The following is a 13,336-nucleotide window of genomic DNA, read 5'->3' as shown; positions in this document are numbered from 1 at the left end:
GCGCCTGCCTCCAGGCATGCCCTGAATCTGCCGAATCGTTGAGAGACCGTTCTTCAGAACATTCTCTTGAAGGAGAGCCTTTATGAGTGTTTTGCAGGATCTTCGTAGCAAGGGCATCCGCCCTGTGGCGGCCGAGCTGGCCGACGAAGCCATCACACGCTTCACAGCAGGTCTCAGTTGGAACGACCTGCGCGGCATGCTACGCGGTGATCCCCCAGGACGTCCAAACCCTCGCCTCCAGTTGCATTCGGAGGCCTTCTGGCTGCACATCAAGCCCTCTTTTTATCATGCCAGCGTCACCAAACTGACGCATACCTTCCGCATGGGCTGGTTGAGCACCTTCCTGTTCCTGCTGGAGACGATTACCGGCATCTTCCTGATGATCTTCTACGCGCCCACGCCGCGTTCGGCCTATACGGATATGCTCAGAATCCTCAGCAATGTTCCCCTCGGCTCGCTGATGCGCGACCTGCACCGGGCCGGCGCCGAAGCCATGGTCATCGTCGTCATCTTTCATATGGCGCGTACGTTCATCACCGGATCGTACAAGAAACCACGCCAATTCACCTGGTTTACCGGTGTCATCCTGCTGCTGGCCACGCTCTTCTTGAGCTTCAGCGGCTATCTGCTGCCGTGGGATCAGTTGGCCTTCTGGGCCGTCACCATCGGCACCAGCATGGCCGAAGCTGTGCCGCCGCCAGCGGTTGGCAACGCCATCAACCTGATCTTGCGCGGCGCTCCAGACATCGGCGCGGCCGGCCTGCTGCGTTTCTACCTGCTGCACGTGCTCTTCGTGCCCGCGCTGCTGCTGATCTTCTTCTTCGTGCATTACTACAAGGTGGTCCACTTCGGCATCTCGCTGCCCGCGCGTGAAGAGGAGGTCGGTCAAGACACCGGTAAGCGTGTCCCGGCCGACAAGCGTGTTTACTTCCTGCCCGATGTCATGATAGATGAAATGCTGTTGACCATCCTCGCGACCCTGGCACTGGTCGTCTACTGCGTCTTCCTGTACACGGCGCCGCTGGAGCATCACGCAGACCCCCTGGTGACGCCCTTCCACACCACGGCGCCCTGGTACTTCCTCTGGATTCAGGGCCTGCTCAAACTCGGCGACAAAACCTTGATGGGCGTGGTTCTGCCCGGCGTGGTCTTTGGCGGCCTCGCCATTCTACCCTATGTGGACTTCAACCCGAGCCGCCGCGCCAGCGACCGCAAGCTGATCCTGTCAGCCGGGGTCGTGTTTGCCCTGGTCATGATCATCCTCTCCTACATGGGCACGCCGAAATATGGCGTGGCCGGTGTTCCCGCACAGGAAGTGATCCAGGAATTCATCCCGGTCGAAGGGGTAGGCCCGGTGCGCGTCTTGATGTATGAAGGGCTACCCGTCGGGCAATACGATACCGAGGACCCCGCATCTTACCCGAAGGAAGGCGAGTTCGCTACGGTCTTCGAAGAGATCCACTCTGAGATCGGCAAATTGCCTGAAGAACTGCCCAACGGCCACGGTGTGATCGTGATCGAGGACTGGCAAGAGGGTCTGAAGAAGTTGACTATGCGCATCTTGTGGGACAATGTGACCTCAGGACAGACAGACACCTTCGAAAAGATCATCTACGTGCATCGTGATTCGATCTACGGCGAGTAGGCGAGGAGAAAAACAGTCCATGAAACTCGTACAAATTACGGTGGGCATCGTCGCCACGATCCTGACCCTGGTCATCTTGCTCTTTGTCGGTCTCGGCGAGCCTAACCGCATGGCCGCTGAAGAAGCCTCCCAGTTGGGCAAGTCTATCGAGGAAGGCGCCCTGCTGTTTGGTGAATACTGCAAGCCGTGTCACGGCCCGCAGGCCAAGGGCATCGAAGGTCTCTGCCCGCCGCTCAACGATCAGTACTTCTTCACCGGTCGCCTGAAGGACGTGGGCTATCCCGGCACGCTGCGCGACTATGTCAAGTCAACCATTGCCGGCGGGCGCCTGGTTTCCACCCGGCCGAACCTCTACGCCGGCTCCATGCCGCCGTGGGCGCAGGACTTCGGCGGACCGCTGCGCCCCGACCAGATTAACAACCTGACCGATTTTGTCATCAACTTCGAGAAGACGGCCGGCCAGGAGATGGGCATGCCCACACCGACGCCGGAGGCAAACGATCCGGTGTCACGCGGCAAGGCGATCGTTCTGGGCAAGGGCACCTGCTCTGCCTGTCACAAGATCGAAGGCACCGCAGCCGCCGGCGTTCTCGGCCCCGAACTAAGCAAGATCGGCAGCATCGCCGAAACCCGTGTGGCCGGACAGTCGGCCGCAGACTACATCAAGGAGTCCATCGTCAACCCCAGCGCCTTCCTGTCGCCGGGCTTTGCCGACAACCTGATGACCAAAACCTTCGGTCAGACCTTGACCGCGGATGAAATCAACGACATGGTGACCTACCTGTCCACGCTGAAGTAGTCACCATTGCAACGGGGTGAGCGCCACGCTCACCCCGTTTGCTCAAGGGAGATGAGTCATGAACAGCGAGCGTGTGACCGCTTTACGAAGATTCAGCCTGCGGCGGCCTGGAGTCTGGGCCGTCCTGGGTTTGCTGCTGGCGCTCCTGCTGGTTGGCGTTGCTGGCGCTCAAGGCGGCGGCGACAAGGCCCGCGGCGCCCAGATCTATGATGCCAACTGCGCGGTGTGCCACGGCCCGGATGGCAAAGGCCGGGTGGGCGCTACGCTTTCCAGTGTCTTTTCTTCGATCCAGCCTGATGCGCTGATTCGCCAAACGGTCGCCAACGGCATCGCCGGCACGGCCATGCCAGCTTGGCTGCAGCCCGGCGGCCCGCTCACCGAGCAGGACATCAGCGACCTGGTGGCCTTTATCGAAGGGCTGAGCGGCGGCCGGCCCGGCGAATTTCCCACCCCTGCCCTCAAACAGATCACGCCCATCGCCACCCTCGCGGACGTGGCCGGCGATCCGACCGCGGGCGCCGGGCTGTACAGCGAAAACTGCGTCATGTGTCACGGCGACAAGGGCCAGGGTCGCATCGGCGCGCGGCTGTCCAAAGCCTTTTCCGGCATTCGCCCCGATCTTTCGGTGCGCAGCACGATCATCAACGGCATCTCTGGCTCGGCCATGCCGGCCTGGTCACAGGCCAAAGGCGGTCCCCTGACCGACGACGAGGTCAACAACCTGACCGCGTTCATCCTGACCCTGGCGCCAGTGGGCGATGCGGCGGCCACAGCCGTTCCTACGCCGGCGCCGGCCCCATCATCGGGCCTGCTGCTGCCCATGTGGGCCGTGGCCGGACTGGTCGGCATCCTCCTGCTGCTGGCGGTCGCGGTCGTCATCTTCGCCCGCGCAGCGTAGGGAACCAACCGGGCGGCGCAGAATCCGTGTTCATCCGTGTTGATCCGGGTCCGTTAGGACACAGATCCATGGGGATGAACACGGATTTTTCTTGTCTCTGCGAGACAATGTCGTAGGGGTAGGTCCGGCCTCCTGGCCGGACGGCGCTGTCACGCCGGCGCAACCTCTCGTGGCGCAAGCCGCTGGCTTGCAGCGCCCACACAAGAACGCATGATGTGTCGCAGAGGGCGCTGTCACGCCGGAGGCGTGACCTACGGTATTGGGGATGTTCTTTTGTCCGACGAGCGACGCCAGAGCCACCCCAGACCAATCACCAGCCCCACTCCGCTCAACGCCAATCCCCAACGCCAGGCCGGCGGCCGGAAGCGCAGGGAGACCGCGGTAGTATCGGCGGCGATGGCCACCGCCTGAAAGGCGAAGTTGGCGCGGCGGATCGCCAGGCGGCGGCCGGCCTGATCGGTCGCTTCCCAACCGGGATAGAACGGCTGGCTGATGACGAGATAGGCCGGGCCGCTCGCCTGCACCTGCACATCCAGGCCGTTGGCAACGGTTGCGGCTGTAGCTGCGCCTGGCCGGCCGGCCAGCGCGTCGCCGCCCTCCACCACCACCTGTCGGGCCGGATCGAAATCAGCCCGGTGAATGGCCTGCCAGGCCGCCTCCTGATCGCTGACCACGATGGCCTCCTGGCTGATGATGGCCCGCGGCAGGGCGCGGCGGTTGCGGAAGATCGCCAGCTCGCCCGGGCTGTCAAAAACCTTCTCGAATTTGTCCCAGTCCAGCGTCACGTCCTTGCGCGCCACTACAAACTGCGCACCGAGGAAATCGTACAGCGGGCTGGAGCGGCCGGCCGGCCCGATGCCTTCCCAGTAGCGCGTCACGTCGGCCAAAACCAGCGGATTGACGATGCCCCAGATGTCCTCCAGGCCGGCGACCAGCGCGGTGTTCGGCTGCCAGAGTTGTTCGATGTCGGTACGCGCGTCCAGACGCCAGGCGCCAGGCTGTTGGCGCAGGAACGCGAGGATCTGCGGCTGTTGGTACGCGGCGGTTGGATCCTTGGGGCTGCTGTCGAGGGTCGCGCCCGGGCTGCCCAGGTCGAGCAGGATGAGCAGGCAGGCGAGCGCGCCCAGCGTGGCCGGCCGCGCCCAATTGGCCCGCCGCGCATGGAAGATGGCAAGCGTTGCCAGCAGCAGTCCGGCCAGCGTGGTAATGCCGATCGCGGCCACCGCCACGCGGATGAAGACCGTCTGCTCTCGATCCTGCGTCAACAGCAGCGCCAGGTAGATCAGCGGCAGGCCGATGGCGAGCACGGCGGCGGTCGCACCTTTGAGCAGACGCCACACCCGCGCCACGGCCTGACCGGCCTGGTCGTTCCAAGAGCTGAGCAGGCCGTGCAGCCCAAAGGCGACCAGCACTGCCAGACCCAGGTCGGTGAGCAGGAGGAAGCGCGCCGGCGCGCGCAGTTGCGCAAAGCCGGGCAGCAGCGTCAACCAGCCGTGCGGCAGGGAGTAGAAGCCGAGCGCCAGGGCCATGCCCACCCCAGCCAGGGCCAGCCAGCGCCAGGCGCGGCGGTCGGGGTGCAGCAAAACGGCCAGCAGCGCCAGCACCAGGGGCAGGATGCCGAGGTAGCCGACTTCGACGCGGTCCCACGGCCCCCAATGGAGCTGGGGCCCGCGGCCAAAGAAGGCCGGGACGACCAGGCCGATCCACTGGCTGGGCGAGAGCGAAAACTGCGAGGCCTGGCCGTAGCTGAAATCGGCCCGTTGGGTGAAGGGGGTGTGCAGGGCCGCGGGCAGCAGCACCGGTGCGGCCAGCAGGAAGGCCAGCGCCAGGGTGATGAGCAGCCGCCCCGTCAACGCCAGCGCCGGGGCGGCCGCGGCGCCGGCGTGAAATAGATCTCCAGCAGGGCCAGCGCGACCAGGGCCAGCACGATGATCAAAATCGTTTGCGGGTGTCCGGCCAGGGCGGCGAGGCCCAGGCAGAGACCGGTCAGCAGCGGGCGGCTGGGCCGGGCGGCTGGCCGGGCGGCTGGCCGGGCGACTGGAAGTCGCGGCAACGGGGGCGAAGTCCACCTGCGTGGACTGGGCGCGGAAGGCCCACAGCACCCAGGGGAGCCAACTGGCGGTGGCGAGCAGGTTGTAGTTGCCGAAGTGGGTCAGGAGGGGGTCGGAGAACATGAAGGCGAGGCTGCCGGCCAGGGCGGCCCACCAGGTCAGGCCCGCGGGGGCCTGCTCGGATGTGGCGTCAGGTGAAGTCAGCAGGGAGCGCAGGAGAAAAAACATGCCGGCGCCTGCCCAGAAGAAGTGGGCGATGCTGAGCAGCTCCAGGTGGCGGTAGGTGAGGGCGGGGGTGAGGAGCAGGGTGAGCAGGGTGGGCGGATAGAGCCAGCCGGCCTGCACATCGGCCACATGCGGCGCGCCCAGATAGAGGTGCGGGTTCCAGAGCGGGAGATGTCCGGCGTGCAGACTGCGCTGCGCGAAGGCGTAGATGGGGTAGAGGAACGAGGCCAGGTCGCCGCCGTCGGCTGGGGTGTAGGCCACGCCGCTGAGCTGCTGCCAGAAGAAGGCGGCCGTGGCCAGGGCCAGGAGGCTGATCCCCCACCAGGGGCCGCGCCAGGCAGGCCGCCGACGCTGCAACCAGAATCCCAAGCCGCCCCAGGCAGCCAGAACGATCAGTACGATGAGCATCCGTTGCCTTTCAGTTGATCCGGAACAACTGGCCGTCGCCGTCCTTGTCGCGCAGATAGAGCACCGGCGTGGCCCAGGCCAGGCCGTGTTGTGGGGCGAAGAGCAGACGGCGGCCATCGGCCAGGCAGGTCGCCAGCGGTTTGCCCTGGGCCAATGAGCGGTAGAAGCGCTGCATGAAGGCCAGTGCGGCCGCCACACTGACGCTGAACTGCATGGCGACGACGGCCGGGATGCCGGCCAGGAGCAGTCCCGGCCCCAGGCCGGTGAAGAGACTCTCCGCGCCGGCCTGGGCGGTCTGGCAGGCGCTGGCGTAGAGCAGACGCACCTGGCGGCCGCTGAGCGCCGCGGCCAGGCGCGCCGCATCCACCGGGTCTGGTTCACAGTAGTCGTTCTCGAAGACGAGAAAACTGCCGTCGCCGCTTGCGCCCGCGGCCGCGAAGGCAGGCAACGCGCCAAAGCCGCCGTGCCCGTCGAAGTGAACGATCTGCACATCGTCTGTATCGGCCAGGCGGCCGGCCAGGTGTTCGAACGTGGGCGGCGTCAGGTGCTCGATCACCACCTGGCCGGCCTGCAGCAGCGGGGCCAGGGCGTTTTGCAGCGAAGCGGCCTCCTGACCGGGCGGCAGCGGGGGTACGCCCACCGGGCGCGCCTCGATGAGGAGAATGCGCAGGGGCGGCTTGACGCGCAGCACCGGTGTGGGGCGGCCGAACGCGATGTGCCTGGTCAAGGTGACCTGGGCGGGCGGCAGCAGGAAGGCGTCGTCGTCGTGCAGCAGCTCCCAGGGCAGCGCGGCCAGGGGCACATCGGCCGGACCGGTAGTCAGGATGAGCGGCAGCGGCTCGCTGGCTTGTTGGGCGTTGGCCAGGTCGGTGCGCTAGCAGGGCGGCCACCTCGCTGTCGCTGAGCAGGGTTTGCCAGAGACGGCGGCCCACCTCGGCGGCCAGGTCGGCACGCGGCCGGCCGTTACGGTCGAGCAGGTTGGCGCGACGCAGCGCCGTCAGCACCGCGGCATCCTGGGCGGCGACCCGCGCGGTGGCTGCATCGAGGCAGGCGATGATGGCAGCGAGCGCGGCCGGCGCAAAGGGCGTCGGCAGCAGATGCGGCTGGCGCGGGGCATCGCCGCCCAGACGGCTGTGGCTGGTCAGGCTGAACTGCCCGTCCGCGGCCAGGTGCAGGGTGAGGTGATGGGGTGGTTTGGGCGACGCGCGTGTCGGTGTCATTTAGGAAACTCCGTGGCTGCTCAGGCGGTCAAGGATATGGACAGGATTTACAGGATTTACAGGATGAATAGGATTGACATGTTCACATCAGCCCGGCTTGGCGGCCACACGACTCAACGCGGCCGCAAGGATCGCGCGGTCCACGTCATCCAGACCGCCGGCCAACACGCCCGGATCGCGCTCGCCCGCGAGAATGTGTTGCAGCGCTTCGCACAAATGGCGCCAGTCGGCTGTTTTTTGCAACGGCTCGATGCGAGACAGGAACTCGCGCCGGGCGCCGTCGTCGCCCTGCACGGCGGCCGCCAAAGTCTCCAGGATTGGCTGCCACTGCTGCAGGAGGCGTGCCATTTGATCCCCGCTCTCAGCGGCTTGCCGATGACGCTGCGCATAGTCGTTTAGGCCCATCTGCTCGAACAACTCCGCTGCCTGCCGCAAATAAGGGCGCGCCTGTTCTGCCTGGCCGATTCTGCGCAGCGTCCAACCATAGTTGCCAGTTTGGGCCGCAATCGAATAGCGAGAGCCAATCGCTTCGTAAATCTGGACAGCTTCGTGTAGTAGAATTTGGGCTTGGATGGGTTGACCGCGAGTCAGCTCCAATTTCCCCAACGCGGCGAGCACGTTCGCCTCGCCCAGCCGGTCGCCCACCTGCCGGAACAGCGCCAGCGCCTCCCCATACGACGCCAACGCTCCCTCCCGGTCGTCACGAAATTGCTGCACGTCGCCGATGGCCTGGAGCACGTTCGCCTCGCCCAGCCGGTCGCCCACCTGCCGGAACAGCGCCAGCGCCTCCCCATACGACGCCAACGCTCCCTCCCGGTCGTCACGAAATTGCTGCACGTCGCCGATGGCCTTGAGCACGTTCGCCTCGCCCAGCCGGTCGCCCACCTGCCGGAACAGCGCCAGCGCCTCCCCATACGACGCCAACGCTCCCTCCATGTCTTTACGAAATTGCTGCACGTCGCCGATGGCCTTGAGCACGTTCGCCTCGCCCAGCCGGTCGCCCACCTGCCGGAACAGCGCCAGCGCCTCCCCATACGACGCCAACGCTCCCTCCATGTCTTTACGAAATTGCTGCACGTCGCCGATGGCCTTGAGCACGTTCGCCTCGCCCAGCCGGGCGCCCACCTGCCGGAACAGCGCCAGCGCCTCCCCATACGACGCCAACGCTCCCTCCCGGTCGTCACGAAATTGCTGCACGTCGCCGATGGCCTGGAGCACGTTCGCCTCGCCCAGCCGGGCGCCCACCTGCCGGAACAGCGCCAGCGCCTCCCCATACGACGCCAACGCTCCCTCCCGGTCGTCACGAAATTGCTGCACGTCGCCGATGGCCTTGAGCACGTTCGCCTCGCCCAGCCGGTCGCCCACCTGCCGGAACAGCGCCAGCGCCTCCCCATACGACGCCAACGCTCCCTCCATGTCTTTACGAAATTGCTGCACGTCGCCGATGGCCTTGAGCACGTTCGCCTCGCCCAGCCGGGCGCCCACCTGGCGCGCCAACGCGAGTCCCCGCTGCGCACTGGCAAGGGCATTCGTATAGTCTCCCGCCAGCCGCAATATAGTGGAAAGACGACTCCACAAATCCACAACCGTTTCTTCCTCACCAACATGCGGAGATTCACTGACTATGCGCAAGGCGATCGCGATCTCGTTCCAATAGCCGCGCTTATCCAGGCTGAGGGCATGCCACCCGGTCAGGAAAGCCGCCGCCCTCGCCGCAGTCGGCCAATCGCCGGCCGCCAGCCAGTGCCGCGGCGCGGCCAGCACCTCCTGCGGCGTCACCGCGGCGCCGCTTTGCCAACGCTGCGTCAGGAACTCAGCCGCGCGGCGCTGCACCGGCGCGGGGTCTGCCAGCCGCGCCAGGCCAAAGTCACGCACCAGCGGGTGGAACCAGTAGCGTTCCCCATCCTGGTAGAGGAGGCTGCGCGTGCGTAAGATCTGGCCCGCGGCGGTCCAGGCGGCCGCGGGCAGCGCGGCCACCGTCGCCGCGGCCTCATCATCGAACGGCGTGCGCCAGACGGAGAGACTGGTCAACGCCTGCTGGCCGGCCGGCGGCAGGTGGTCGAAGGAGAGGGAGAGGGACGCTTCCAGGCTGCGCAGTCGTTCGGGTACGCCGTGGAGGGTGGCGTCGGTCAGTTGGGTGCGCCGCTCGGCCAGGGCCGCAGCCAGCTCGCCCAGGTTGGGCCAGTCACGCGTCAACGCGGCGGCCAGTTCGATGGCCAGGGGGTGCCCGGCCACCTGCAGCAGCAGGGCTTGCGCGCCGGCGGTCTGTTCGGCAAGCATCTGCGGGTTGGGCAAATGCCTTGCCAGCAGGCGCACTGCGGCATCCCCGGGCAGCGGTTTGAGTTCGAGCAGCAGCCAGCCCGGGCAGCGCACCGCCTCGCGTGTCGTAATCAACGCCAGGCAGCCGGCCGGCAGCGCGCTGAGGAAATCGAGGAAACTCCCGCGGTCGGCCGCAGTCTCGAAGTTGTCTACCACGAACAGCGCGCGGCGCCCGGCCAGGCTGTGCAACACCGCGGCGCGGCGTTCCGCGGGCGGCAGTCCCTGTCCACTGGGAACGAAGGAAATCTGATCGGCCGCGCTGTCGAGGAAGGAATCAACGCCCAGGCCGTTTTCGCACGAGTGGAAGGCAATCGCAGGCGGGTCGCCGAAGCGCCAGGCCTGACGACCGATCATGTGGTGAGTCAGCGCGGTTTTGCCAATCCCGCCGACGCCCCAGATGACGATGCTCTGACCGGCCTCGAAGGCCCGCGCGAGGCGTGGAATCTCCTCATCCCGGCCGACGAAGAACGACGGCGCCGCCATGAACGGTGCGGCTGCTGTGAACGGTGATTTGAGCACGGTTTCCTCCGCAAGGTCAATTGGTCACATCAATCGCAAGCTCGTTGATCACGTATTCGATGAACGGGGACATGCGGTGCGACGTGATTTCTTCAGGAGTCAAGCCCTGTGCTTGAATTGGCTCCAAAATGCGCCCTGCAGCAACGCCCAAGCGTTCCAGTCTCGTGCGCTGATCATAGAACGTCAAGTCTGGTGAAACCACAATCAAGTCAATGTCGCTGCCCTCGTGTGCGGTGCCGTCAACTTGCGAGCCGAAGAGCCAAATACGTTCACAACGAATGTTCATCTTCTCAAGTTCACGGCGATAACGTTGGATTATTTCTGCAAGTTGGGGTGTAGTTTCAACCATGTCAGCGTCTCCTCGGTCTGAAGCAAGTAGTCTCGAGCAACGGGTGCAGGATAATCTCTGAGCGTTCGTGACAAGTCCTCGGGATAGCGTGTGGGAATGCTGGCATTATTGACCTTACTAACGAATTCGAGTAACGGCGTGGGTGTCGGGTCTCATTACGCACCTCCGTTAAGCCTGTTTCACATTCTACTCTCTAGCGTCTGTTTGTGCAAGACTCTGCGAAGATGAACTGCAAATGTCACTCCAGGTGCAAGATTGCCCAAGCACAGGGGGTGTGGTAGAATCCAACCAGCGCGAAGGCGCTTCGTGAAGCCGCCCCAACCGACCACGCCGGAGAGGAATGCCATGAAGATCGTGACAACCGACGAGATGCGCGGGCTGGAGAAGGCGACCGACGCGGCAGGCTGGACCTACGGCGATATGATGGAGGCCGCGGGCAAGGCGGTGGCCGCGGCGGTAGAACGACGCCTGGGCCATCTGTCCCCCGGCCCGGTCGTGATCCTGGCCGGGCCGGGCAACAACGGCGGCGATGGCCTGGTGGCCGGCCGCTGGCTGCGCGCCTGGGAGTGGGACGTGCGCGTCTACGCCTGGAAGCGTCCGGGCGCCCGCAGCGACAGCAATTTCCACAAACTGGCCGGCCTGGGCATCCCGCTGGTGCATGCCGAGGCCGACGCCGACCGCACTCACCTGCGAACCTGGCTCGGTGAAGCCGCCATCGTGGTGGACGCTCTCCTGGGCACTGGCGTTTCCCGTCCCATCGAAGGCGACCTGGCCGCCATCCTGGCCCTGACCCGCGAGGCCGTCAGCGAGCGGTCGCGGCAGACCGGCCAAGCGCCGGCCGCAGATGAAGATGCCGACACGGCCGGCGCCTTGTTCAACCTGACGGAGCCGCTGGCCGAATTGGACCGCCTGGATGACCTGCAGCCGGGCAAGGTCGAAGTCGTGGCGGTTGACTGCGTCAGCGGGCTGGACTGCACGAGCGGCGCAGTGGACGCGGCCGCGCTGCCGGCCGATCTCACCGTCACTTTTGGCTTTCCCAAGCACGGTCACTTCCTGGGCCGCGGCCCCGCGGTCACCGGCGCGCTGCTGGTGGCGGACATTGGCATCCCCGGCGACCTGGCGCAGGCCATCAGCCTGGAAATGGCGACCCCGCGGGCAGTGGCCGAACTGCTGCCGGCCCGGCCGATCACCGCGCACAAGGGCGCCTTCGGCAAGGCGTTGATCGTGGCCGGCTCGGTCTACTTCACCGGCGCGGCCGGCCTGGCTGCACAAGGCGCCACACGCGCCGGCGCGGGCCTGGTGACGCTGGGCGTGGCGCGACCGCTGCATGCCATCCTGGCCCCGGTTCTGCTGGAAGTGACCTGGCTGCCGCTGGCGCACGACATGGGGGTATTGGCCAGCGACGCCGCGCGTATGCTCAACGAAAAACTGGCAGGCTACACGGCGCTGTTGATCGGCCCTGGCCTCAGCACCGAAAAGGAGACCGGCGCCTTCCTGAAAGCCTTCTTCCAAACCGAAGAACCGAAGGCCCAACAGCGCAGCGCCATCGGCTTTGCTGCGTCTGCGCCTGAGCGCAGCGCGAGCAAAGAAAACGAGCGGCCTGCCGGTCCTCGCACGGACCTGCCGCCGCTCGTGGTAGATGCGGATGCGCTCAACTGGCTGGCGCAGCAGGAGGACTGGCCGGAACTGCTGCCGGCCAACTCGATCCTAACGCCGCATCCGGGCGAAATGGCGCGGCTGTGCAAGCTGGAGATGGATGCCGTGCAGGCCGACCGCTGGAATCTGGCAGTTAGCCGGGCCACAGCCTGGAATCAGATCGTGGTGCTCAAAGGGGCCTTCACGGTCATCGCCGCGCCCGACGGTCGCGTGCGTGTGCTGCCCTTTGCCAACCCGGCCCTGGCCACCGCCGGCACCGGCGACGTGCTGGCCGGCGCGATCACCGCGCTCCTGGCGCAGGGCCTCGCGCCCTTCGACGCGGCCGTGGCCGGCGCCTATCTCCACGGCCTGGCCGGCGACCTGGCCAGCCAGGAAATCGGCTTCGCCGGCGTCGTGGCCGAAGACATCGTCTCCTACCTGCCCGCCGCCTGGCGCCGCCTCAGCGGCCGTTAACGCCCTGACACCCTCACCCATGCCCATTGCTGCGGCTGCGCATCTGCTCTTCCAGCACTGCGCGGCCGCGGGCGCTCAAATCGCCGACCAAATCCTCCGCACGTGACGCCATCTGCTCAGCGCGTTTCACGGCCGGCCGCGCGGCCGCCTGCGCCTGCTGACGCGCGTCGTTTGCGGTCGTCTGCGCCCGGCGCTTCAGATCAGCGCCCAACTCCGTCAACTGATGCCGCGTCGCTTCACCCGACTGCGGCGCCCGGTACAACGCCAGCCCAAAACCAACCACCGCGCCGATAATCATTCCCCAAACCATAGCACGTCTCCTTGCACACGAATTTTCGATTTGCGATTGCCGATTGCCGCTCTGCACTTTGCACTTTGACCTATTCAGCTTTCCCCAACAGCACCTTCACCGATTTCTGCCATCCCGCGACCTTGCTCGACATCTTGATGGCCGGCTGCACCACCTGGTCGCTCATGAAGGTGGCGGTGCCGCGCACGGTGCCAATCGTCTCCTGCGTGGCGGTCAGCATCGGCTTGATTTCCTGCTGCATCATGCGCGTCAGCGTGTAGATCTGCCAGACCAGCACCGTCAGCAGCGCGCCGATGATGAACAGTTCCAGGGTCACGAAGATGATGAACAGGTCACGCACGATAGCTGCCACCGGCGGATGCGTGACGAGCAGATAGATGATGCCGACGAACAGCAGAACGGCGACAACGACGCCAATGATGATCCAGATTTTTGTCTTTTTATCCATGATTCCTCAATCCGGCCGCCCCCAACGGCGGCGCTC

10 protein-coding genes are annotated in these 13,336 nt (G+C 65.8%); 4 read left to right on the top strand and 6 right to left on the bottom strand.

Features of this window, described 5'->3' with window-relative positions:
- Positions 1–82 precede the first annotated feature (82 nt).
- Genes IPM84_13930 through IPM84_13920 form a run of 3 tightly spaced genes read left to right on the top strand, consistent with a single transcriptional unit; the run spans position 83 to position 3,342 of the window.
- Positions 83–1,645 carry a cytochrome bc complex cytochrome b subunit gene (locus IPM84_13930; GenBank protein MBK9093842.1) on the top strand — a complete coding sequence of 521 codons (1,563 nt, stop codon included), beginning with the start codon at positions 83–85 and terminating at the stop codon, positions 1,643–1,645.
- Between the two features lie 19 nt (positions 1,646–1,664).
- Complete coding sequence (locus IPM84_13925; protein ID MBK9093841.1) at positions 1,665–2,444, top strand: c-type cytochrome; 780 nt, start codon at positions 1,665–1,667, stop codon at positions 2,442–2,444.
- Positions 2,445–2,502: 58 nt separating this feature from the next.
- Positions 2,503–3,342 (top strand): c-type cytochrome, encoded by an 840-nt coding sequence (locus IPM84_13920; GenBank protein ID MBK9093840.1) that lies wholly within the window; start codon positions 2,503–2,505, stop codon positions 3,340–3,342.
- Between the two features lie 251 nt (positions 3,343–3,593).
- Here the strand turns inward: IPM84_13920 and IPM84_13915 are convergent, their stop codons facing one another.
- The 4 genes from IPM84_13915 to IPM84_13900 all read right to left on the bottom strand — a co-directional run bounded on the left by IPM84_13915 (position 3,594) and on the right by IPM84_13900 (position 10,433).
- Positions 3,594–6,026 (bottom strand): hypothetical protein, encoded by a 2,433-nt coding sequence (locus tag IPM84_13915; protein ID MBK9093839.1) that lies wholly within the window; start codon positions 6,024–6,026, stop codon positions 3,594–3,596.
- Positions 6,027–6,036: 10 nt separating this feature from the next.
- The gene (locus IPM84_13910) at positions 6,037–6,828 is read right to left on the bottom strand and encodes a CHAT domain-containing protein (GenBank protein MBK9093838.1); all 792 of its coding nucleotides are present in this window, start codon (positions 6,826–6,828) and stop codon (positions 6,037–6,039) included.
- A 505-nt stretch (positions 6,829–7,333) separates the two neighbouring features.
- The gene (locus IPM84_13905) at positions 7,334–10,084 is read right to left on the bottom strand and encodes a tetratricopeptide repeat protein (GenBank protein MBK9093837.1); all 2,751 of its coding nucleotides are present in this window, start codon (positions 10,082–10,084) and stop codon (positions 7,334–7,336) included.
- Between the two features lie 16 nt (positions 10,085–10,100).
- On the bottom strand, positions 10,101–10,433 hold the full coding sequence (locus tag IPM84_13900) for a nucleotidyltransferase domain-containing protein (GenBank protein MBK9093836.1): 333 nt from the start codon (positions 10,431–10,433) through the stop codon (positions 10,101–10,103).
- Positions 10,434–10,778: 345 nt separating this feature from the next.
- Here IPM84_13900 and IPM84_13895 point away from each other — a divergent pair, with 345 nt between their 5' ends.
- Positions 10,779–12,542: an NAD(P)H-hydrate dehydratase gene (locus IPM84_13895; protein ID MBK9093835.1), complete on the top strand. Its 1,764-nt coding sequence runs from the start codon at positions 10,779–10,781 to the stop codon at positions 12,540–12,542.
- Positions 12,543–12,555: 13 nt separating this feature from the next.
- Here IPM84_13895 and IPM84_13890 read toward each other — a convergent pair whose 3' ends face one another.
- Together IPM84_13890 and IPM84_13885 are read right to left on the bottom strand one after the other, a co-directional pair.
- A complete protein-coding gene (locus IPM84_13890; protein ID MBK9093834.1) occupies positions 12,556–12,852 on the bottom strand; it encodes a YtxH domain-containing protein in 297 nt (98 codons plus the stop codon).
- A gap of 70 nt (positions 12,853–12,922) precedes the next feature.
- Complete coding sequence (locus IPM84_13885) at positions 12,923–13,300, bottom strand: hypothetical protein (GenBank protein MBK9093833.1); 378 nt, start codon at positions 13,298–13,300, stop codon at positions 12,923–12,925.
- Positions 13,301–13,336 lie beyond the last annotated feature (36 nt).

Source organism: Candidatus Amarolinea dominans (assembly GCA_016719785.1).
Classification (GTDB): Bacteria; Chloroflexota; Anaerolineae; order SSC4; family Amarolineaceae; genus Amarolinea; species Amarolinea dominans.
This window is presented reverse-complemented; position numbering and strand designations above follow the sequence as displayed.

Bases quoted from the DNA above. Each gene is read 5' to 3' on its own strand.
- IPM84_13930 (MBK9093842.1), top strand. From the start codon at position 83: ATGAGTGTTTTGCAGGATCTTCGTAGCAAGGGCATCCGCCCTGTGGCG.
- IPM84_13925 (MBK9093841.1), top strand. From the start codon at position 1,665: ATGAAACTCGTACAAATTACGGTGGGCATCGTCGCCACGATCCTGACC.
- IPM84_13920 (MBK9093840.1), top strand. From the start codon at position 2,503: ATGAACAGCGAGCGTGTGACCGCTTTACGAAGATTCAGCCTGCGGCGG.
- IPM84_13915 (MBK9093839.1), bottom strand. From the start codon at position 6,026: ATGCTCATCGTACTGATCGTTCTGGCTGCCTGGGGCGGCTTGGGATTC.
- IPM84_13900 (MBK9093836.1), bottom strand. From the start codon at position 10,433: ATGGTTGAAACTACACCCCAACTTGCAGAAATAATCCAACGTTATCGC.
- IPM84_13895 (MBK9093835.1), top strand. From the start codon at position 10,779: ATGAAGATCGTGACAACCGACGAGATGCGCGGGCTGGAGAAGGCGACC.
- IPM84_13890 (MBK9093834.1), bottom strand. From the start codon at position 12,852: ATGGTTTGGGGAATGATTATCGGCGCGGTGGTTGGTTTTGGGCTGGCG.
- IPM84_13885 (MBK9093833.1), bottom strand. From the start codon at position 13,300: ATGGATAAAAAGACAAAAATCTGGATCATCATTGGCGTCGTTGTCGCC.